Annotated in this window: 18 protein-coding genes; 6 read left to right on the top strand and 12 right to left on the bottom strand. The window is 63.8% G+C overall.

The features are described 5' to 3' along the window. Nucleotides 1-15: 15 nt before the first annotated feature. The 6 genes from FSY59_RS10515 to FSY59_RS10490 all read right to left on the bottom strand — a co-directional run bounded on the left by FSY59_RS10515 (nt 16) and on the right by FSY59_RS10490 (nt 7951). Complete coding sequence (locus tag FSY59_RS10515) at nt 16-1176, bottom strand: histidinol-phosphate transaminase (RefSeq protein ID WP_003059684.1); 1161 nt, start codon at nt 1174-1176, stop codon at nt 16-18. After that, on the bottom strand, nt 1173-2561 hold the full coding sequence (locus FSY59_RS10510; protein ID WP_043370483.1) for an FAD-binding oxidoreductase: 1389 nt from the start codon (nt 2559-2561) through the stop codon (nt 1173-1175). The genes FSY59_RS10515 and FSY59_RS10510 overlap by 4 nt, the downstream gene beginning before the upstream one ends. Nucleotides 2562-2585: 24 nt before the next feature. Next, nucleotides 2586-3848 (bottom strand): imidazolonepropionase, encoded by a 1263-nt coding sequence (gene hutI / locus FSY59_RS10505; RefSeq protein WP_148728926.1) that lies wholly within the window; start codon nt 3846-3848, stop codon nt 2586-2588. Nucleotides 3849-3987: 139 nt separating this feature from the next. Continuing rightward, nucleotides 3988-4554, bottom strand: coding sequence for a HutD family protein (locus FSY59_RS10500; protein WP_148728925.1), 567 nt, complete (start codon nt 4552-4554; stop codon nt 3988-3990). A 171-nt stretch (nt 4555-4725) separates the two neighbouring features. Next, nucleotides 4726-6447, bottom strand: a complete 1722-nt coding sequence (gene hutU / locus FSY59_RS10495; RefSeq protein WP_003059691.1) for a urocanate hydratase — start codon at nt 6445-6447, stop codon at nt 4726-4728. 31 nt (nt 6448-6478) lie between these two features. After that, entirely contained in the window at nt 6479-7951 is a 1473-nt protein-coding gene (locus FSY59_RS10490) for a cytosine permease (protein ID WP_050873036.1), read from the bottom strand. A gap of 145 nt (nt 7952-8096) precedes the next feature. Between FSY59_RS10490 and hutC (FSY59_RS10485) the strand changes: the two genes are divergently transcribed. Further along, on the top strand, nt 8097-8813 hold the full coding sequence (hutC, locus tag FSY59_RS10485; RefSeq protein WP_003059695.1) for a histidine utilization repressor: 717 nt from the start codon (nt 8097-8099) through the stop codon (nt 8811-8813). Nucleotides 8814-8953: 140 nt separating this feature from the next. Here the strand turns inward: hutC (FSY59_RS10485) and hutH are convergent, their stop codons facing one another. The 6 genes from hutH to FSY59_RS10455 all read right to left on the bottom strand — a co-directional run bounded on the left by hutH (nt 8954) and on the right by FSY59_RS10455 (nt 15181). Continuing rightward, nucleotides 8954-10513, bottom strand: a complete 1560-nt coding sequence (hutH, locus tag FSY59_RS10480; RefSeq protein WP_003059697.1) for a histidine ammonia-lyase — start codon at nt 10511-10513, stop codon at nt 8954-8956. 67 nt (nt 10514-10580) lie between these two features. Then, nucleotides 10581-11348 (bottom strand): histidine utilization repressor, encoded by a 768-nt coding sequence (gene hutC, locus FSY59_RS10475; protein WP_003059699.1) that lies wholly within the window; start codon nt 11346-11348, stop codon nt 10581-10583. A gap of 10 nt (nt 11349-11358) precedes the next feature. Then, nucleotides 11359-12138, bottom strand: coding sequence for an ABC transporter ATP-binding protein (locus FSY59_RS10470; protein ID WP_003059701.1), 780 nt, complete (start codon nt 12136-12138; stop codon nt 11359-11361). Next, nucleotides 12138-13001 (bottom strand): ABC transporter permease, encoded by an 864-nt coding sequence (locus tag FSY59_RS10465; RefSeq protein ID WP_043370475.1) that lies wholly within the window; start codon nt 12999-13001, stop codon nt 12138-12140. The genes FSY59_RS10470 and FSY59_RS10465 overlap by 1 nt, the downstream gene beginning before the upstream one ends. A gap of 17 nt (nt 13002-13018) precedes the next feature. Beyond that, the gene (locus FSY59_RS10460) at nt 13019-13987 is read right to left on the bottom strand and encodes an ABC transporter substrate-binding protein (RefSeq protein WP_003059705.1); all 969 of its coding nucleotides are present in this window, start codon (nt 13985-13987) and stop codon (nt 13019-13021) included. 261 nt (nt 13988-14248) lie between these two features. Beyond that, nucleotides 14249-15181 (bottom strand): LysR substrate-binding domain-containing protein, encoded by a 933-nt coding sequence (locus tag FSY59_RS10455; protein ID WP_148728924.1) that lies wholly within the window; start codon nt 15179-15181, stop codon nt 14249-14251. Between FSY59_RS10455 and FSY59_RS10450 the strand changes: the two genes are divergently transcribed. From FSY59_RS10450 to FSY59_RS10430, 5 genes are all read left to right on the top strand, one after another. Continuing rightward, on the top strand, nt 15160-16449 hold the full coding sequence (locus tag FSY59_RS10450) for a CaiB/BaiF CoA-transferase family protein (protein WP_187427906.1): 1290 nt from the start codon (nt 15160-15162) through the stop codon (nt 16447-16449). The genes FSY59_RS10455 and FSY59_RS10450 overlap by 22 nt on opposite strands. A gap of 32 nt (nt 16450-16481) precedes the next feature. Continuing rightward, a complete protein-coding gene (locus tag FSY59_RS10445) occupies nt 16482-17630 on the top strand; it encodes an acyl-CoA dehydrogenase family protein (protein ID WP_148728922.1) in 1149 nt (382 codons plus the stop codon). Nucleotides 17631-17676: 46 nt separating this feature from the next. Next, nucleotides 17677-18411: a histidine utilization repressor gene (gene hutC, locus FSY59_RS10440; protein ID WP_003059711.1), complete on the top strand. Its 735-nt coding sequence runs from the start codon at nt 17677-17679 to the stop codon at nt 18409-18411. A gap of 137 nt (nt 18412-18548) precedes the next feature. Beyond that, nucleotides 18549-20459, top strand: coding sequence for a DNA helicase RecQ (gene recQ / locus FSY59_RS10435; RefSeq protein WP_003059714.1), 1911 nt, complete (start codon nt 18549-18551; stop codon nt 20457-20459). Nucleotides 20460-20708: 249 nt separating this feature from the next. After that, nucleotides 20709-22082 carry an aspartate aminotransferase family protein gene (locus FSY59_RS10430; RefSeq protein ID WP_003059716.1) on the top strand — a complete coding sequence of 458 codons (1374 nt, stop codon included), beginning with the start codon at nt 20709-20711 and terminating at the stop codon, nt 22080-22082. The last annotated feature ends 85 nt before the right edge of the window (nt 22083-22167 follow it).

The raw sequence follows: 22167 nt of genomic DNA, 5'->3' as shown, positions 1-22167 counted from the left end.
ATCAAACCGCGCAGCTCATGCAGTCACGCGCTCAGTCTGCTCCATCGCAGCGAGCAAAGCCAGAACAAAACGCGCGTTGTCCTTCTCGGTACCTATGGATACGCGCAGAAAATTCTCGAAACCGGGCTCCTTCCAGGGCTTGACGATCACGCCCTGTCTGAGCAGCGCCTCCGTCACCGGTGCATTGGGACGGCCCAGGTCGAGAAACAGGAAGTTGGCTACCGAAGGCGCAATGCGCAGGCCTTGCAGCGGCTGGCACGGCCCTGCCAGCGCCAGCAGCTGTCTGCGCAGATCCTCGCGCAGCGCCACCGTGGTCGCCACGCCGCTGCGCATGTGCGCAGGATCGTTCCAGGCCGCCAGCGCCGCGCGCTGGGCCGCCATGTTCACGTTGAAGGGCGAGCGCACCTTGTCCATCAGGCTCACCAGCTCGGCGCTGTCGGCCATGCCGTAGCCCACGCGCAGACCGGCCAGGCCCCAGGCCTTGGAGAAGGTGCGCAGCACGATCCAGGGCCCGACCCGCGCATCCAGCATGGCCAGCACATCGGGATAGTCATCGTCATGCAGCGCGTATTCGTAATAGGCCTCATCCACCACCAGCACGGTGTTGGCGGGCGTGGCCTCCAGCACCTTTGCAAACTGCGCCGCATCCATCATGCAGCCCACGGGGTTGGACGGGTTGGGCAGGAAGGCGATCTTGGGGGCCTTGGCCACGGCAGCGCACCAGGCGCCCAGATCGAAGCCCAGCTCCTCGTTCAGCTCGAGGAGCTCGACCTCCGCGCCCATCATCTTTGGATAGATTTCGTGCAGGCCGAACACGGGACGCTGGGTCACCACCAGATCGCCGGGGGCGAGAAAGACCTCGCAGAGAATCTTGATCAGGTCTTCCGAGCCGTCGCCGAACACCAGACGCCCGGCGGGCAGCCCGGTGCGCTCGGCAATGGCTTCGCGCAAGGCCGTGCAGTTGGCATCCGGATAGTTGCCCACATCGTTGGCCACCTCGGCAATCGCCCGGCGCACCGAGGCGCTGGCACCGAAGGGATTTTCATTGCTGGCCAGTCGCGCGATATCGGTCACGCCATAGCGCGCCCGCACCGCTTCATTGGACAGGCCGGCGTTGTACGCGGGCAGCGGGCGCACCTGGGCGCGGGCCAGCGAAGCCACCAGGGAATTCGTCATAGATCAAACACCTTTCCGGGATTCATCAGGCCCATGGGATCGAGGGCCAGCTTGATGGCCCGCATCGCCGCCAGCTCTGCGGGCGTGCGGCTGTTGCCCAGATAGGGCTTTTTGTGCAGGCCGATGCCGTGCTCTGCGGAGACGCTGCCCTGCATCTCGCCCACGATGCGGTAGAGAAGCGCCTCCACCTGCTCGCATTCGCCGTTGACGGTCTTGCCATCCACCGAGACATGGAGATTGCCGTCGCCCACATGGCCGAAGTACAGCGCCTGGTGAGCGGGCCAGCGAGTGGCAAAGGCCTGCATGCAGGCCTCGGCAAAACGGCCGATGTCCGCCTGGGGCAGGCTCACATCGAAGTTGATCGCGGGATGCATATTGCTGTTGAGCTCGGCAGGTGCCTCGCGCAGCTTCCACAGCTGCTGTACCTGGGCGACCGACTGGGCCACGATGGCATCGAGCACCTCGCCGGCCTCCATGGCCTCCTCGAGCACCTGCTGCACATCGCCTTGCAACTGCGCCTCGTCCTTGCCGTCCACATTGATCAGGGCCAGCAAGGGGTAACGCTGTTCAAAAGGCGCAGCGAGCTTGAGCCAGGCCATGGAGGCCTGCACAAAGCTGTCCCACATCAGCTCATAGGCCGCGACGCTGTTGCCGAAGTGCGATTGCATGCGCTTGAGCACGGCCAGCGCCGAGTCGAAATCGGGCATGGCCACCAGCGTCGTGGCCGTGGCCTGCGGCGCAGGACGCAGGCGCAGCAGCACGCGCGTGATGATGCCCAGCGTGCCTTCGGCACCGATGAAGAACTGCTTGAGGTCGTAACCCGTGTTGTTCTTGATCATGGGGCGCAGCATGGGCAGCACCGTGCCGTCGGCCAGCACCACCTCCAGGCCCAGCACCTGCTCGCGCATCATGCCGTGCTGCAGCACGCCGTTGCCGCCCGCGTTGGTGGAGACATTGCCGCCGATCTGGCAGCTGCCGCGAGCGCCGAGATCCACGCCGAACACCATGCCGACATCCACGGCCGCCTCCTGCACGGCTTGCAGGGTGACGCCGGCCTGCACCTGCATCAACCCGGTCTGGGCATCGATGTCCTCGATGCGGTTCATGCGATCCAGCGACAGCGCGACAGCGCCCTCCGTAGGGACTGCGGCACCGGCCAGCCCGGTCAGTCCACCCTGCGGAACCACCGCAATCCTGTGGGCGCTGCACAGACGCATGACGGCGCTGACTTCCTCCGTGGTGCGTGGGCGCACCAGCGCCAGCGGTTGCTGGGGCGGCGTGCCGCTCCAGTCGGTGCGGCTACGCTCCGGCGTGTCATTGCCGCGCAGCGCCACATCGGCGCCCAGGGTGGAAATCAGTTCATTGAGAAATTGTTCGTGAGACATCAGCAACCTTTCGCGCTCCCCGCTTCAGGCTTTGGCTTGCTGCGCAATCCGGCCCTGGCGCACCACCGTACAGTCAGGCTTGCTGCCAAACCAGTAGGCCAGCTCTGCAACCCGCTGCACGGGCCAGAGCACGAAATTGGCGGGACGGCCCACGGCAATCAGGCCTTGCTCGTCCTGCAGGCCCAGAGCATGCGCAGCGTGCCGGGTGATGCCGGCCAGAGCCTCGGGAACCGTCAGACGGAACAGCGTGCAAGCCATATTGGCCATGAGCAGCAAGCTCAAGCACGGGGAGGTACCCGGATTGTGATCGGTAGAAACGGCCATCGGGACCTTGGCAGCTCTTAAACCTTCAATGGGCGGCACTTTGGTGTCGCGCAGCGTGTAGAAGGCCCCGGGCAGCAGCACGGCCACGGTACCGGCCTTCTTCATCTCGGTGATGCCGTGCTCGGACAGGTGCTCGATATGGTCGCATGACAGGGCGCCATAGCGGGCCGCGAGGGCGGCACCCTCCATATTCGACAGCTGCTCGGCATGCAGCTTGACGGGCAGGCCCAAGGCCTTGGCCGCTTCGAAGACCTGCTCGGTCTCGGCCAGCGAGAAGGCGATGCGTTCGCAGAACACGTCCACGGCATCGATCAGGCCTTCGGCGGCCAGCGCCGGCAGCATGACCTGACAGACCAGATCCGTGTATTCCTGGCTGCGGCCAGCATACTCTGGCGGCAGCGCATGGGCCCCTAAAAAGGTGGTGCGCACGGTCACGGCACACAGCTCGCCCAGGCGCCGTGCGGCACGCAGCTGCTTGCGCTCGTGTTCCAGGGCCAGGCCGTAGCCCGACTTGATCTCTATGGCCGTCACGCCCTCGGCCAGCAACTGTTCAAGACGCGGCAGCGCCAGCGCCACCAGCTCGTCCTCCGACGCTTCGCGCGTGGCCCTGACGCTGGAGACGATGCCGCCGCCGGCCCTGGCCACTTCTTCGTAGCTGGCACCGGCCAGGCGCATCGCGAACTCGTTGGCGCGCTCGCCGCCATAGACCAGATGGGTGTGGCAGTCGATCAGGCCCGGCGTGGCCAGGCGCCCTGCGCCGTCGTGCCTGGGCAGCGCCTGGTATTCGGCAGGCATGGCATGCTGCGGTCCCACCCAGACCATGCGGCCTTGCTGCACCACGATGCAGGCCAGCGTGCCTTCGGGAATATCCGCCACCTCGGAGACATACAGCTCCGGCGCCAGACGCAGGTTGTGCCAGCAGCCGTCGGCGGAGACTGCGGGATGGGGATTAGCTTGCGCCATGGCGATGCTCCTCGTGTTCGATAACGACAATCCAGGCCATGAAACTCCTGATTTCATAGCTACCAGCGCCTGCCCCTTTTAACTTTTCAGATCAATCTTCATTGAAGTGTCCGGTACATAGGCGCAAGCTGCTCCTGTTTCAGGTGTGCGCTGTCAGGCTGACCAGGATCAGTCTGGCATCCTCGCCTTGCGCCACCAGCGACTCGGCCCCGGTACGGCTCCACCACAGGCCCTGACCGGTCTCCAGCACCCGGCCGTCGGCAGCTTTCCAGCTGCCCTGCAGCACCATGCAAAGTCCTGCAGCGCTCAGCCCCACCTCGGCCTGGCCGGCGAGCAGCTCCAGCCGTGCCGACCATTGTCCACGCCGGGTCATGACATTGAAATCGCTGGACGGCCCGCCCTGCAGATCGCAATCGAGAGCCGTATCGCCCGAAAAGGCGAAGGGCTGCCAGCGATCGGTCAATGCGTGCTCGACCTGGCCCTGGACGCTGTGCAGCCGCACCCCGTCGCCATCGAGCAGCATGATCTGGCGGTCTATGCCCGGGAATGCCGAAAACGGGCCGGCCTGGGCAATCGTGGCCACGCTCACGCGCCAGCCAAAGCTGTCCATGCCCGCGCCCTGCGGCCAGCAGGCAATCTCGCGCGTGCTGCCGCCCCCGTTCTTCCACGGGCTGGGCACAATCTGGTTCAGGTCAAAGCGTTGCATCGATCAAAAGCACAAAAAACTACCACAAAACGCAGCTTAAAACTGGCACGGCCCAGACGAGAGACAGCGAGGAAGGGCCGCCCCGCACCGAGGCTGTCGTCCCCCTCCCGCGCAGCGAGAGAGGGGGAAGGCGTGGGGCCACCTAGGCGTAAGCGCTTCAGGGGGTGACAGTTACTTCACCATCGGCAGATTCAAGCCATGGCGCTTGGACGCTTGCACGGCAATCTCGTAGCCTGCATCGGCATGGCGCATCACGCCGGTGGCGGGATCGTTCCAGAGCACGCGATTCAGGCGGGCCGCAGCCTCGTCCGTACCATCGGCCACGATCACAACGCCGGCATGTTGCGAGTAGCCCATGCCCACGCCGCCGCCGTGGTGCAGGCTGACCCAGGTGGCGCCGCCCGCCGTGTTGAGCAGGGCGTTGAGCAGCGGCCAGTCGGAGACGGCGTCGGTGCCGTCCTTCATGGCTTCGGTCTCGCGGTTGGGGCTGGCCACCGAGCCGCAGTCCAGGTGGTCGCGGCCGATCACGATGGGCGCCTTGAGTTCGCCGTTCTTGACCATTTCATTGAAGGCCAGGGCCGCCTTGTGGCGCTCGCCCAGACCCAGCCAGCAGATGCGCGATGGCAGGCCCTGGAAGGCGATGCGTTCCTTGGCCATGTCCAGCCAGCGGTGGGTGTGCTTGTTCTCGGGGAACAGCTCCTTGATCTTGGCGTCGGTCTTGTAGATGTCCTCGGGGTCGCCGGACAGCGCCACCCAGCGGAACGGGCCCTTGCCTTCGCAGAACAGCGGACGGATGTAGGCAGGCACAAAGCCGGGGAAGTCGAAGGCGTTCTTCACGCCTTCGTCCAGGGCCACCTGGCGGATGTTGTTGCCATAGTCAACCGTGGGAATGCCCATGGCCTGGAAGTCCAGCATGGCCTGCACATGCTGGGCGCAACCCTGGGCGGCGGCCTTCCTGAGCGTGGGGTGCTGGCCGGGGTCGGCCGCAGCGGCGTTCCATTGCTCCACAGTCCAGCCCACGGGCAGATAGCCGTTGATCAGATCATGGGCAGAGGTCTGGTCGGTCACGATGTCGGGACGGATGCCGCCGGCCTTGGCGCGCCTGACCAGCTCGGGCAGCACTTCGGCCGCATTGCCCAGCAGCGCGATGGAGACGGCCTCGCCCTTTTCGGTGTGATGCTTGATCAGGGCCAGCGCGTCGTCGATATCCTTGGCCTGCTTGTCCACATAGCGGGTGCGCAGGCGGAAGTCGATGCTGGACTGCTTGCATTCGATGGCCAGCACGCAGGCGCCGGCCAGCACGCCGGCCAGCGGCTGGGCACCCCCCATGCCGCCCAGGCCGGCGGTGAGGATCCACTTGCCGGTCAGGTCGTTGTTGTAGTGCTGGCGACCGGCCTCGACAAAGGTCTCGAAGGTGCCCTGCACGATGCCCTGGGCACCGATGTAGATCCAGCTGCCGGCCGTCATCTGGCCGTACATGAACAGGCCCTTCTGATCGAGCTCGTTGAACTTCTCCCAGTTGGCCCACTTGGGCACCAGATTGGAGTTGGCCAGCAGCACGCGCGGCGCATCGGGGTGGGTCTTGAACACGCCCACCGGCTTGCCCGACTGGATCAGCAGCGATTCGTCGGCCTCGAGCTTCTTGAGCTGGGCCAGGATCTCGTCATAGCACTCCCAGTTGCGAGCCGCGCGGCCGATGCCGCCGTAGACGACGAGCGCCTTGGGGTTCTCGGCCACATCCGGGTCCAGGTTGTTCTGGATCATGCGATAGGCCGCTTCGGCGAGCCAGTTCTTGCAGTGCAGCTCGCTGCCGCGGGGAGCGCGGATTTCTCGGCTGGCGTCGTAGCGGGGATCTTGCTTGGCCGCGCTGATGATGGCGTCGTTGGCGTTCATGGTCGTATCCTTCAAGAATGGGTGGGAGGATTCAGCCGGCTTGCACGGCGTAAGTGGCACCAGCAAAGTTCCTGTCTGCGCCTGTGGTCGTGGCAGGAGCCGGGCTGGGGTAAATCATCTGGCCGGGCACATTCATGCTTCTCCTGGCCAGCGGGTAGTAGACGAGCGAGGTGACGATCAGGCTCACGATCCAGGAGATGTCGGCACCGTTCATGGCCTTGGCCAGCGGGCCCACATACATGGCCTGGTTGATGAAGGGAATCTGCACCACAACGCCCATCACATAGCAGGACAGGGCCGTCCAGTTGTAGGCGCCATAGCGGCCCTGGCTGTCATAGAGCGCCGGGATGTCCACTTTTTCCTTGGAGACCAGGTAGTAGTCCACCAGATTGACGGCGCTCCAGGGAACGAAGACGGTGAGCAGCAGCAGCACGAAATTTTTGAACGTGGCCAGGAAGTTGGAGCTGGCCATCAGGGCCACCAGCACCGTCACCAGCACAAAGCCCAGGATGTAGAGCAGGCGCGATGTCGCAGTGAACTGCGTTTTCCGGTTGAAGGCGCTGACCGTTGTCAGCACGGTCATGAAGCCGCCATAGGCATTGAGGCAGTTCACGGTGAGCTTGCCGGTGACGATGACCAGGTAGATCACCACCGCCAGCGGGCCAGCCAGCTGGCCCATGAAGCCGACCTGGTTCTTGATGAAGTTGGCGCCCAGGGCGGCGACCAGCACGCCGAAGGTCATGGCCAGTTGCGAGCTGATGACGCTGCCGCTGAACGTGGTCCAGAAGGTGGCGGCGGTCGAGGTCCTGGTGGGCAGATAGCGCGAATAGTCGGCCACATAGGGTGCGAACGTCATCTGCCAGCCTGCCGACAGGGCCATGGCGGTCAGAAAGCTGGCCCAGGTGAAAGGCTTCTGGCCGAACGCCGAGACCACATCGAACTGGTGGCACAGCTGCCAGGCCAGATAGCCAAAGCCCAGAATGCCGACCACGGTGGAAATGCGCCCCACCACATGGATGAGCCGGTAGCCCACCACGGCGACCAGGGCCGTGAGCGCGCCGAAGATGATGATGCCGACCGCAGGGCTGTGGAAGCCGAACATCAGATTGATGGCCTGACCCGAGAGCACGGTGCCCGTGGCCGCGAAGCCCACATACATCAGGATCACCAGAACCAGTGGCAGGGCTGCGCCCTTGACGCCGAACTGCACGCGGCTGGAGATCATCTGGGGCAGCCCCAGGCGCGGCCCCTGGGCCGAGTGCAGCGCCATGACGATGCCGCCGAGAATGTTGCCGATCAGCAGGCCCAGGATGGCGGTCATGGCTTCGGCACCGAACACCACGGCCAGGGCGCCGTCCACCACCGCGGTGATCTGCATGTTGGCACCGAACCAGAGGGTGAACTGGCTGGAGGGCGTGCCGTGGCGCTCGCTCTCAGGAACCATGTCGATGGTTCTGCTCTCGATGGCGCCAGAGGAACCCAGCGTTGCTGTATCAATACTCATGAAATTGCTCCGTCAATCCCTCTGGATGTCTCTTATATGTCCGAACAACTTTCAGTAATTTCCATGAAGTTGTCTATACGAATTTTGTGATTTACTCCTGCCAACGTCAATCATCTAGACAGCTTTTCTAATCCAAACAAACCCTATGTCGCGAACCGATACCACCGCCGCCGTACCTGCGTTCCAGCGCATCAAAGACCATGTGCTGCAGCAGATCCACAGTGGCGTATGGCAGGAAGGCCAGGCCATTCCCAGCGAGGCTGCGCTGGTCAAACAGTTCAATGTGGCGCGCATGACCGTCAACCGTGCCTTGCGCGAGCTCAGCGACGAAAAGACACTGACGCGTGTCCAGGGCTCGGGCACTTTCGTGGCCCAGCAGAAGTACCAGGCCACCCTGGTCGAGCTGCGCAATATCGCCGACGAAATTGCGGCTCGCGGCCACCGCCATCGGGGCGAGCTGCAGCGTCTCGAGCGCTGCAAGGTCGACACCGCCCTGCTGCGCCAGTTCGAGCTGAACGCCGCCCCCCATCTGTTTCACTCCGTGGTCGTGCACTTCGAAAACGATGTCCCCATCCAGGTCGAAGACCGCTATGTGAACCCGGCCGTGGCTCCCGACTATCTGAGCCAGGACTTTGCAAGCCAGACGCCGAATGCCTATCTGGTGCGCGTGGCTCCGCTGCAGGGCGTGAGTTTCTCCATCGAAGCGAGCATGCCCACGCCAGAGGTGGCAGAGCTTTTGCGCATGGAGGTCACCGAACCCTGTCTGGTGCTGCGCCGCAGAACCCGCTCCCAGGGCCAGGTGGCCTCGGTTTCGGCCTTGTGGCACCCGGCATCGCGCTACCAGTTCGCAGGAAATTTTTGATCCCCCTGAGCGGCTGCGCCGCTTTCCCCCAAGGGGACGGCGCCCTCGCTGCGAGGTGGCGCGGCCGGCTGAGGCTCTTGCTTGGCACCCCTGGCCTGCGGCACCGGCGATTTTTGCGATGTGGGTTGTAGGCAGCAGTTTTAGCGCTCCGTGCTTGGCAGAATGTTCTGCAACACCTCGGGCCAGGCGGTTTCCAGCGCCCACAGTCGCATGATTTCGATATCGGGCGCCAGGTAGCGGTCCTTGTCCAGATAGGGCACCTGACTGCGGATCAGCGCGTACTGCTCCTCGATCAGCGGCGAGCTCTTGAGTCGGCGGTCAAAGTCCATGCCCTGGACTGCGGCCATGGCCTCGACGCCCACGATCACCGCCGTGTTCCTGGCCATGTCGGCCAGGCGACGCGCACCATAGGTGGCCATGGAGACATGGTCTTCCTGGTTGGCCGACGTAGGCAGGCTGGTCACGCTGCTCGGGTGCGCCAGGCACTGGTTTTCGGCCGCCAGGGCGGCCGCCGTGACCTGCGCAATCATGAAGCCCGAGTTGACGCCGCTGTCCTCGATCAGGAAGGCCGGCAGGCGCGACAGTCCGGTGTCCAGCAGCAAGGCCATGCGACGTTCGGAGATGGCGCCGATTTCAGCGATCGCCAGCGCCAGGATGTCGGCCGCAAAGGCCACGGGTTCGGCATGGAAGTTGCCGCCCGAAATCACGTCGCCGTTGTCGAACACCAGCGGATTGTCCGAGGCGGCATTGGCCTCTATGACCAGCACGCGTGCAGCATGGCTGAGGTTGTCCAGGCAGGCGCCCATGACCTGCGGCACGCAGCGGATGGAATAGGGATCCTGCACGCGTCCGCAATTGGGATGCGAGGGGTCGATGGCACTGCCATCCAGCAGGCCACGCACGGCGGCGGCCACGGCAATCTGCCCCTGCTGGCCTCTGGCCTCATGAATGCGCGCATCGAAGGGCTTGATGGAGCCCTGTATGGCTTCCAGCGTCAGGCAACCGGCCACCAGGCCTGCGGCCAGCACGCTTTCGGCCTGGAACAGACCCGCCAGCGCCAGCGAGGTGGAGACCTGGGTTCCATTGAGCAATGCCAGCCCTTCCTTGGGGCCCAGCACAAAGGGCTCCAGGCCGATATGTTTCATGGCTTCACGGCCGGAGACGATCTTGCCGTCCACCTTGGCCTGCCCCTCGCCGATCAGCACGCAGGCCAGGTGCGACAGCGGCGCCAGATCGCCCGAAGCGCCCACCGAACCCTTGGAGGGAATCACGGGCAGGACATCGGCATTGGCCAGAGCCAGCAGCGCGTCCACCAGCGCCGTGCGGGCTCCCGAATGCCCGCGGGCCAGACTCACGGCCTTGGTGGCAAGCACCAGGCGCACCACATGATCCGGCAGCGGGTCACCCGTGCCCACGCTGTGCGAAAGCACCAGATTGCGCTGCAGCTCGGCCAGACGCTCATGCGCGATCTTGGTCGAAGCCAGTTTGCCGAAACCGGTGTTGATGCCGTAGACCACCTGGTCTTCATCGACGATGTGCTGCACATGTGCCTCGGCCTTGCGCATGGCGCCATAGGCAGCCTGCGCCATGCTGAGCTGCACGCCGCCGTCCTGAATGCGGCGCAGCTGAGCCAGCGTGAGCTCGCCGGGATGCAGTTCCAGTTCGGAGTTCGAGAGCTCTTGGGTGGTGGTAGTGTTCATGGCTATACCTGTCTATACAGTCAAGAGAAACAAAAACGTACTGAGGGATTCAAGGGCCTGGCCGGGATCAGCCGCCGTGCACTGAATCGGTTCGGAAACGGCTACCGAGTCGGTAGCGCATGCCTGGATGCACGCAATGCACCCAGGTGATCGGGACGCCGCGCAGCCAGGTACGGCGCGTGAGCATCAGGCAAGGCTGGTCGATAGCCATCTGCAGCAGCCGGGCCTGTTCGGCCGTCGGCAAGATCGCATCGACCACATGTTCGATCTGGTCGTACTGCACATTGCGCACCAGATAGACCGAGGGCTGCACGGCAGAGAAATCCTGGTCCATGAAGTCAGGGACCAGGCGCGGGTTCACATAGCGGTCTTCGATCTGGACCGGCAGCTCGTTTTCGAAGTGCACGCCGTGCAGGTGAAAGACCGAGGCGCCGACCGCGAGATCCAGCGCCGCAGCGACTTCGGGCGAGGCGGACTCGCGGCGCATATCGAGCAGCTCGAAGCGATGATCGTGGCCGCGCTGGGTGATCTCTTCACCGATATTGGCAATGCGCAGCAGGGTCGATTGCGGCTTTTCTTCGGCCACGAAGGAGCCGACCCCCGCCACACGCACGATCACGCCCTGCTCGGCCAGCTCGCGCAGGGCACGGTTCACCGTCATGCGCGCCACGCCGAACTCGTTGACCAGCTCCTGCTCGGAAGGCACGCGCGCACCGGCCGCCAGCGAGCCGTCGCCGATCTTGCGCAGCACATGGTCCTTGACCTGCTGATACAACGCGAGCGGCATCTGGGCTGCAGGAGCCGTTTTGCGCTGGGCAGGATCTCGGACATTCATGATGCAGGCCTCAGTGAACAGCCGCAGCCAGTGACTCGGCGCGAATCTCTTCCGTCAACCGGGCCTTGAGCTCCATGAACTCGGGCGAGGTCTTGACGGTGTAATGCCGAGGGTGCGGCAGATGGACCGGGATGTCTGCCTTGATGCGGCCCGGACGCGCACTGAACACGGCCACGCGATTGGCCATGAAGATGGCCTCATCGATATCGTGGGTCACGAACATAACCGTCTTGCGCTCGGCCTCCCAGATGCCCAGCAGCAACTCCTGCATCAGCACCCGGGTCTGGTTGTCCAGCGCACCGAAGGGCTCGTCCATGAGCAGGATCTTGGGGTCGTTGGCCAGCGCGCGCGCGATCGCCGTGCGTTGCTGCATGCCGCCCGACAGCTGCTTGGGATAGTGATTCTCGAACCCGCGCAGGCCCACCTTGGCAATGAAGTAGTCGCTGCGCTCTTTCTGGACGGCTTCGCTCACGCCTTTCTCGCGCAGCCCGAAGCGAATGTTCTGCGCCACGGTCAGCCAGGGGAACAGGGTATAGCTCTGAAACACCATGCCGCGGTCGGCGCCGGGCTCCTGCACCAGCTTCCCGTCCAGCAGCACCTGCCCCGTCGTCGGGAAATCCAGACCCGCAACAATGCGCAGCATCGTCGATTTTCCGCAGCCGGAGGGCCCGAGAATGGTCACGAAATCGTTCTCCCGGACCTCGAAATCCACCGGCAGCAGCGCCTGGGTGCTGACGCCTTTGTGGCTGGTGAAGGTGCGCGAAACGCCTTGAATGGACAGCTGGTTCATCACAGGGAACTCCATTCGAACATGCGACGGTTGAGGGTTTTGAAGATGAAATCCGACACCAGACCGATGAGCCCGATGATGATGATGCCGAAGATGATCTGTCCGGTATTGAGCAGCGCCTGACTGTCGGTGATCATGTGCCCGATGCCCGAGGACGAGCCGATCAGCTCGGCAACGATCACATAGGTCCAGGCCCAGCCCAGAACCAGTCGCAGGGTTTCCGCGATGCCAGGAGCAGCACCGGGAATCAGCACCCGCTTGACGATGCCGGTATTGCTGGCGCCCAGGGTGTAGGCGGCCTCCACCAGATCCTTGCGCGCACCGCCCACGGTCACGGCCACCATGAGGGTGATCTGGAACACCGAGCCGATGAAGATGACCAGCAGCTTCTGGGCCTCGCCCACGCCGGCCCAGAGGATCAGCAGCGGAATAAAGGCCGAGGCGGGCAGGTAGCGGCAGAACGAGACAAAAGGCTCGAAGAACGCCTCCACGGGCTTCCAGGCCCCCATGGCAATGCCCAGCGGCACGGCCACGATGCTGGCCAGGATGAAGCCGCCCATGACGCGCCATACGGTCATGCCGATGTCATGATGAAAGTCGAACTCCGTGAACAGCAGAATGCCTTCGCGCAGCATCGTCAGCGGGCTGGCGAGAAAGGTCGGCGAGACCAGTCCGCCAAAGGTGACGGCCGACCAGATCAGCAGGAACAGCAGGAAGAAGCCCGTGCCCAGCAGCCATTTGGCCTTGGGGCTGACAGGCTCCAGAGGGGCCATATAGCGCCGGCGAGCCGGCCTCACGGAAGGCGATGCCACCTGAACCGATGCGGGTGATGCAGACTTGATAGAAGGTGATACCGCTTCCATGTGCAACCTCTTTGCGCTTACTTGATGAAGCTGGCGTCGTACATGACGCCGTAGTTCTCAGGAATGCTGCGAATCACGCCGGCTTCCTTGAGGATGGCGGCAGACTCCTTCATGAAAGGCAGCAGATCGCTGGCAAAGAACTTCTGGTTGGCCTCTTTGTCCGACCATTTCAGAAAGGCTGCCGACTTGCCGAACTGCTCGCCGCTTTGCTTGACGGCTGCGCCCATGATTTCGTAGCTCTTTTCCTTGTCGGAGTTGATCATGGCGATGGCATCGAAATAGGACTGGGTCAGCGCCTTGGCGGCTGCCGTGTTGGCCTTGAGCCACTTGGGGTCGCAGCCCACGGTATCCATCACCATCGGGTAGTCGATGGTGGTGGCCAGAATCTTGCCGGCGCTGGGGTTGGCGCGCACCGTGGAGAGATAGGGCTCATAGGTCATGGCCGCATCGTTCTGCCCGGAGACAAAGGCCTGGGCCGCAGGCTGGGGCTCCAGCGACACGGTCTTGATGTCCTTCATGGTCATGCCGTTCTTGTTCAGCATCCAGGCCAGACCGAAGTAGGGAGCCGTGCCCGGCGCGCTGACGGCGACGGTCTTGCCTTTCAGATCGGCAAAGTTCTTGACGTCGTTGCGCACGGCAATGCCATCTGCACCATAGGACTTGTCCATCTGGAAGATCTGCACGATGGGCACGCCATTGGTGTTCCAGGCCACATGCGTCTCCACGGTGGTGGCGGCACATTGAACGGCACCCGAGGCCAGCGCCAGATGCCGGTCCTTCTGGGGAATCATCTTGATTTCGACATTGAGACCGTTCTTCTTGAAGATCCCGGCCTTGTCCGCCAGCGTCAGCGGCGCGAAGCCTGTCCATCCCGACATGCCCAGGACGATCTTGGTCTCCTGAGCCGCTGCATGTTGTGCAGCAGACGCCAGAACGGTTGCGGCTAATGCCAGTTGCCAGATGGGAACGCGACGTGTCGATTTCATGGGACTCTCCTCGGTCGATGCCAGAGCAGTTCGGTTGTTGATGCGGACTTCAAGCCTTGCACGACAGTGCAGACAGCGAAGTTTGCGGTTGCTGATTGAACATGTATATACAGGCTTACCCGAGCGCCATAGTTACCGGATTTCACAGCTGTATAGACATGCATCAACAATCCACAAGAGCAAGCTATGTGCCAACTCGCTCGTCCACGGGCCGCCTCCGCCGGCTCCTGGGGAGCGCACCAAAACAGCACCCGCGTTGCGCTAGTCGGGTGCAATCACGCTTTTTGCCACGGTCAGAAATGGTGCAATCAGCGCCGAGGCATTGCTCCTGGGCGCCGACAGCACCACGGCCTGCTTGGCGACGCGGCCCTTGATTCTTTTGCAGACCAGCCGCTTGCCGTCGTGGGTTCGGTCGACCACCGGCCGCGTGGTCAGAACGCTGACGCCATGCCCGTTGGCGACCATGGAGCGGACAAGCTCTATCGACGCCAGTTCATAGTTCACCGTGGGAACCACGCCCGCTTCCCGAAACAGCGAGAGAAAGTATTCGCGGCTCTGCGGCAGGTTAATCAGCAGCAACGGCGACTGGGCCAGCTCCGCCAGGCTCACGCTGGGCGCCGCAGACAGGGCATGCCTGGCAGGCAACAAGGCATAGGGCGGCAATGCGGCAACCGGGTGCATGGTCAGCAGAGGGCGGGCCAGGCCCAGGTCATATTGCAGTGCGGCATGGATCTCCCCGCGCTCCACTTGCCGCGTCAGGGAGGCGATGTCCCCTTCGATCAGCTCGATGTCGATGGACGGGTGGCGCTTTTGCATCTGGGTGAGCAACTGCGGAATCCACAGCGCGCCCAGCGTGCTCAGAAAGCCCAGCCTCAGCGTGCCGGAAACCGCCTGCTTGCGTGGCTCCTGAAGCCGTTGCGCAGCCTCCAGCAGGCTCAGGGCCTCCCGGCTTCTGGCCAGCCCTGCCGCGGTCAGGTCCAGCCCGACGGCATGTTTGCGCACAAACAGCTTCTCGCCCCATTGGGCTTCGAGGTCGGCAATCGCCTTGGAGATGGAGGGCTGTGAAACATTGATGGCCAGCGCCGCCCTGGCCGTGCTGCAGTGGCGTGCCGCAGCCACGAAGTACTCGAGCTGTCGCAGATTTATCTGAATCAATTTTTTGAATCCAATGAATGGGAAATGAATATTTTCCATTGATTCATATCTTGGGCAGCATGCAGACATCGCTTCAGATCAACAGCGGGAATCCCATGCCTGAATCCACCGAAAAATCTGCCTCCCGTCCGCTGGACGGCATCCGAATCCTGGACTTCACCCGGGTTCTGGCGGGCCCCATGTCCACGGCCTTGCTGGCCGATCTGGGCGCGCAAGTCGTGAAGGTGGAGCCGCCCCAGGGCGACGACTACCGCGCCATCGGTCCCATGAAGAACGGGCAAAGCGCCTTGTTCACGGTCATGAATCGCAACAAGCAAAGCCTGGTGCTGGACCTCAAGCATGCGGACGCGGTCGCCGTGGTGCATGAGCTGGCCCGCCAGGTCGACGTGGTGGTCGAGAACTTCAGGCCTGGCGTGGCCGAGCGCCTGGGCATCGGCCCCGAAACGCTGCGTGCCCTCAATCCCCGGCTGGTGTATGTCAGCGTCTCGGGCTTCGGCCAGACCGGCCCGCTGGCCCATCGGCCGGCCTACGACATCATTGTTCAGGCCATGAGCGGCCTGATGGAGGCCACCGGCGAGCCTCAAGGTGCGCCCACCCTGGTCGGCGAGGCGGTCAGCGATGTGGTTGCCGGCCTGTTTGCCTCCTGGGCGACACTGGCAGCCCTGCTGCAGGCGCAGAGAACCGGAGTCGGCCAGCATGTCGATGTCGCCATGTTCGACACCACGCTGAGCTTTCTGGCGACATCGATGTCGCGCTATCTGTTCACCGGCCAGCCTGCGCGGCGTGTGGGCAATCGGCATCCGCTCTCGGCGCCGTTCGGCGTCTACAGGGCACGTGACGGCCATTACGCCCTGGCCGTGCTCAACAAGAAGCTGTTTGACGCCACCGCAGCCGCCATGGACCTGCCCGAGCTGGCCAGCGATCCGCGCTTTGCCAGCGACGAAGCCCGCTCGGCCAACGAGCCCGCCTTGCGCGCCGCGCTGGAGGGCTGGAGCACGCAGCACGATGTCGCCGATGTGGTCGCGCGGCTGGAGAGCGCAGGCGTTCCCGCAGCCCCCATCTGGAATATCGAGCAAGCCCTGAATTCCGAGCAGATCCGCTCGCGTGGCCTGCTCTGCGAGGTCGAGGACGAACGCCTTCCGGGCCTGCAGCTGCCGACACAGCCCGTGCACTTCAGCGGCGCACTGCCCAATCGTGCGCAACGCGCACCGGCCCTGGGCGAGCACACGGAGCTGCTGCTGCAAAGCTGGCTGGGCCGCAGCACGGACGCCATTGCCGCCTTGCGCGAAGCAGGCGCCCTGGGTTGATTTTGATAGCAAGAAAACAAGGAGAGACCGCCATGTCATTGATCCGTCTGGGCGCGACCGAAGAAGATCAGGCCGTTGCCGATGCCGTTGCACGCTTTGCTGAAGAAACCCTGGCGCCCTTGGCCCAGGCCATGGACGAGGAAGCCTTTTCCGCCACGCGCCATGTGCCCGGCCTTTCCGCGCTGGGCGTGATGGGCATGAATCTGCCGGAGCGCTTCGGCGGGCCGGGCGTCACCCCCACCGCCATGCTGATGTCGCTGGTCGCCATCTCGCGCGCCTGTGCAGCGACCTCGTCCATGATCGGTGCCCACTACCTGGGAACGGATGCCGTTCTCATCGGCGGTGACGAGGCGCAGCGCGAGCAATGGCTGCCGCGCTGCGCCAGCGGGGAATGGCTGGCGGCCTTCGCGCTGACCGAGCCGCGTGGCGGCTCTCACCCTGCAGACATGCGCACCCGGGCCGTGCGCGACGGCGACGACTATCTGATCACGGGCGTCAAGCACTTCATCTCGAATGCGGCAGAGGCCCGCTTCATGGTCGTCTTCGCCAAGACCGATGCGGAGGCTGCGGCACGCGGAGTCAGTGCCTTCATCGTGCCGCGCGATCTGCCCGGCATACAGATATCGTCGCCCGAAAAACTCATGGGCATCCGCGGCGGCCATGCTTTTGAAGTTTCGCTGGACGGCGTACGCGTCCCGGCGGCCAATCGCCTCGGCGCCGAGGGCACCGGCTTCAAGACCGCCATGAAAGTGCTGGACAACAGCCGCCTGGACGTGGCGGCGACCTCTCTGGGCATCGCCGAGGCCGCGCTCAAGGCGGCGGCCGGCTGGGCCAACCAGCGCATGGTGGGCGGCGAACCGATCGCCAGCAAGCAGGGCATACAGTTCAAGCTTGCCGACATGAAGCTGCGCCTGGAAGCTGCCTGGGGCCTGACCATGCAGGCCCTGGCACTGCGCCAGCAGGGGCAGCCCTTCACCCAGCAGTCGGCCATGGCCAAGCTGTTCGCCTCGGAGATGGTGAGCTTCGTGACCGACGAGGCGCTGCAGATCCATGGCGGCTACGGCTATACCCGTGAGATGCCGCTGGAGCGCTATGTGCGCGACGCCCGCATCCTGCGCATCTACGAAGGCTCTTCCGAGATTCAGCGCACCATCATCGCGCGCTCCGTATTGAACGCTTAGAAAGGCGCAGCGGCACCCGGCCGGATTTGCTGGTGTAATCCACTCCATGGACAAACACTCTTCCATGTCGCTGCACGGGAAAATTCTCACCGAGATTGAACAGAACATTCTCAGTGGCCGCTGGCCGCCCGGCTATCGCATCCCGTCGGAGATGGAGCTGACCGTCCATTACCAATGCTCGCGCATGACGGTGAGCAAGGTGCTGAACAAGCTGGCGGAAGCCGGTCTGCTGGTGCGCAAGCGCAAGGCCGGAAGCTTTGTGACGCGCCCACAAACCAGCTCTGCCGTGCTGGAGATTCCAGATCTACGCCAAGTGGTGCTGGGCATGGGGCAGGAGTATTCGAGCAGGCTGCTCGGCCGCACGCAGCGGCGCAGCACGCGCGAGGACATGGAGGCCATGCGCATGGTCCGCCCGGCCTCCATCGTCCATGTGCTGTGCCTGCACATGGCGGGATCCCGGCCGTTCTGCATCGAAGACCGCCTGATCAACCTCGAATCCGTGCCGGATGCCGAGCACGAGCCGTTCACCGAACACAGCCCCAGCTCCTGGATGGTCAACCATGTGCCCTGGAGCTCGGCCGAACACCGCATACGCGCCGAGGCAGCCAGCGAGGAAACCGCCGGCCTGCTGGAGATCAAGCCCGGCTTTCCCTGCCTGGTGATCGACCGCCGCACCTGGACCGGGCAGCTGCCCATCACCTTTGTGCGCCTGACCTATCCCGCCGATCTCTACGAGCTGGATGCGCATTTTTCACCCTCCACCATGGGGCAGGCTGGCTGATTGCGCATAACCCGGCCCGGGCAGCGCGTCGGGTCGCGGCGCACAATAGGGCCAGTCCTGATGCTTGCATCTGAGGTCAAATCCACCTCAAACCCATATACAGCAAGCGCTACCAGCTATCGATTCAAGAGTACCCGGTGTCTTCCGCGCAATCCATTCTGCAAGCCGTTTTTGGCTACGAGCAATTCCGTGGCCCCCAACAGGCCATCGTCTCGCATGTCATCAACGGTGGCGATGCGCTGGTGCTCATGCCCACGGGCGGCGGCAAATCGCTGTGCTACCAGGTTCCGGCCATTGCGCGCCAGCAGCTCGGCCATGGCGTGACGATCGTGGTCTCGCCGCTGATCGCGCTCATGCACGACCAGGTCGGCGCACTGCATGAGGCTGGCATCAGCGCCGCCTATCTGAACTCCACCCTGAGCTACGACGAGACGCAGGAGGTGGAGCTGCGCCTGCAAAGCGGCGACATCACCCTGCTCTACGCCGCGCCCGAACGGCTGAACACGCCACGTTTTCTGGGTCTGCTCGACGACCTTCACGCCCAGGGCAAGCTGTCGCTGTTCGCCATCGATGAGGCGCATTGCGTGAGCCAGTGGGGACACGATTTCCGCCCCGAATACCGCGCGCTGAGCGTGCTGCACCAGCGCTATGCCGATGTGCCGCGCATCGCGCTGACGGCCACTGCCGATGCGCTGACGCGCGCCGACATCATCGAGCGCCTGCAGCTGGAAGCGGCCCAGCATTTCATCAGCAGTTTCGACCGCCCGAACATCCGCTACCGGATCGCCGAGAAAAAGGATGTCAGCAACCAGCTGCTGCGCTTTATCGAACGCGAGCACGAGGGCGAAGCCGGCGTGGTCTATTGCCAGTCGCGCAAGCGTGTCGAGGAACTGGCCCAGACCCTGGTGCAGAACGGCATCAATGCCCTGCCCTATCACGCCGGCCTGCCCCAGGACATGCGTCAGAACCACCAGGACCGCTTCCTGCGCGAGGACGGCGTGGTCATGGTGGCGACGATTGCCTTCGGCATGGGCATCAACAAGCCCGATGTGCGCTTTGTGGCCCATGTGGACATGCCCAAGAACATCGAGGGCTACTACCAGGAAACCGGCCGTGCGGGCCGCGACGGCCTGCCCGCCGATGCCTGGATGGCCTACGGCCTCAGCGACGTGGTCAACCAGCGCCGCATGATCGACGAAAGCCCGGCCGAGGAACAGTTCAAGCAGGTGATGCGCGGCAAGCTCGATGCCCTGCTCGGTCTGGCCGAGGCCACGGACTGCCGCCGTGTGCGCCTGCTGGCCTATTTTGGCGAGCAGTATGGACAGGAGCCCAGCCTGGACGGCAAGCCATTGCAGGCCGTTGCCCGCACCCATTGCGGCAACTGCGACAACTGCCTGGAGCCGCCGGCGCTCTGGGACGGCACCGATGCGGCGCGCAAGCTGCTTTCCACCATCTTCCGCGTGCACGAGGCCAGCGGCCTGACCTATGGCGCGGGCCACATCATGGACGTGCTGCGTGGCAAGGAGACGGACAAGGTCACCCAGTACGGGCACGACAAGGTGTCCACCTTCGGCATCGGCAAGGATTATTCGGAGCCGCAGCTGCGCGCCGTGATGCGCCAGTTGCTGGCCACGGGGGCCCTGGGCCTGCACAAGGTAGTGAGCGAAAACAGCGGCCATGTGTTTGACACCTTGTGTCTGGCCGCAGGCTCGCGTGCCGTGCTCAAGGGCGAGATACAGGTGCAGCTGCGCGAGGCCGTGGCCGCTTCACGCAGCAAGAAGCAGAGCAAGAAGTCCGCCGCCAATGCGGCTGCGGTCAATCTGGGCCCCGATGCACAGGTTCGCTTCATCAACCTCAAGGCCTGGCGCGCCGAAGTGGCCAAGTCTCACAATCTGCCGGCCTATGTGATCTTCCACGACGCCACGCTGGCATCGATCGCCGAACTCAATCCCCAGAGCCTGCAGGAGCTGCAGGGCGTCAGCGGCATGGGCGCCAAGAAGCTCGATGCCTATGGAGCCGAGGTGCTGCGCGTGGTGGCCCTGGGCTGATCGGCCCGCCACAGCGGCCTCCGCGCAACCTGGCCAGCCGGTGGCGACTCGGCCCCGGGGTCTTGGGCCTGCAGAAACCGCAGCGGGAGAGCTGCTATGCCGGTTTCAAGTCCCTGATGCCGCAGGAAGCCGGCAATAGGAACCTCTCCACAATTCCCACACAAATGCTCGACAGCCCGGAAATATTGCAAACGCACACTGCTGCCGCATACCGTTGACCGAATCCATTTTTGCGGAGCGCTTTCTGCTGTGATCAATACTGCCCAATTGCTGGCTGACGAAGCCAAATACTGCTCGTTTGGCGACACCGTCCACTACGTCAATCCTCCGAAGATCTTCACGGGCTGCGAAGGCAGCTATATGTACGACGATGCCGGCACGTCCTACCTCGATCTGCAGATGTGGTATTCGGCCGTCAACTTCGGCTACAAGAACAAGCGTCTTGAAGCCAAGATGATCGAACAGCTGCAGGAGCTGCCCCAGGTGGCCAGCCAGTATCTGCACCCCACCAAGATCGAACTGGCCAAGTTCATCGCCGAAGACGCCAAGCGCAAATGGGGCCATGACGGCCGCGTGCACTTCAACGTGGGCGGCGCGCAAGCCATCGAGGACTCGCTGAAGGTCGTGCGCAACGCCAGCGGCGGCAAGAGCCTGATGTTCGCGTTCGAAGGCGGCTATCACGGCCGTACGCTGGGCGCCTCCTCGATCACCTCCAGCTACCGCTATCGCCGCCGCTTCGGCCACTTCAGCGACCGAGCACAGTTCATCCCCTTCCCCTACCCCTTCCGCCGCCCCAAGGGCATGACGGCAGAGGAGTACGCGGAATCCATCGTGGCCGACTTCCGTCGCAAGTTCGAAAACGAATACCACGCGGTCTGGGACCCCAAGACCAACCAGTGCGAATACGCAGCCTTCTACATCGAGCCCATTCAGGGCACCGGTGGTTACGTGATCCCGCCTGCCAACTTCTTTACCGGCCTGAAGAAGGTGCTGGACGACCACGGGGTACTGCTGGTGGTCGATGAAATCCAGATGGGCTTCTGGCGTACCGGCAAGCTGTGGTCGGTGGAAAACTTCGGCATCCAGCCCGATGTACTGGTGTTTGCCAAGGCCCTGACCAATGGTCTGAATGCGCTGTCCGGCCTGTGGGCTCGCGAAGAGCTGATCAACCCCACGGTGTTCCCGCCCGGCTCCACCCATTCCACCTTTGCCTCCAACCCGCTGGGTACGGCCCTGGGCCTGGAAGTCATGAAGATGACCCACGAGATGGACTTCGGTCGTCAGGTGCGCGAATCGGGTGCCTACTTCCTCGAAGGCCTCAAGGAGCTGCAGAAGCGCCACAAGGAAATCGGCGATGTGGACGGCCTGGGCCTGGCGCTGCGTGCCGAGATCTGCACCGAAGACGGCTTCACGCCCAACAAGGCGCTGCTGGACAAGATGGTGGACATCGGCCTCGAAGGCGGCCTGGAATACCAGGGCCAGAAGCGCGGCCTGGTGCTGGACGTGGGCGGCTACTACAAGAACGTGATCACCTTCGCGCCGTCGCTGATGATTTCGCGCAGCGAGATCGACGAAGCCATGGTGCTGCTGGATCAGTTGCTGACCAAGGCTAAAAAGGCGTAACCCCCTGAGCGGCTTTGCCTAGGCGGCCCCGCCGCTTCCCCCTCTCTCTTCGGGAGGGGGACGACAGCCTCGCTGTCTCTTGCTT

The sequence above is a fragment of the Comamonas sp. Z3 genome (assembly GCF_008121565.1).
In the GTDB taxonomy this organism is placed as follows: domain Bacteria; phylum Pseudomonadota; class Gammaproteobacteria; order Burkholderiales; family Burkholderiaceae_C; genus Comamonas; species Comamonas brasiliensis.
This window is presented reverse-complemented; position numbering and strand designations above follow the sequence as displayed.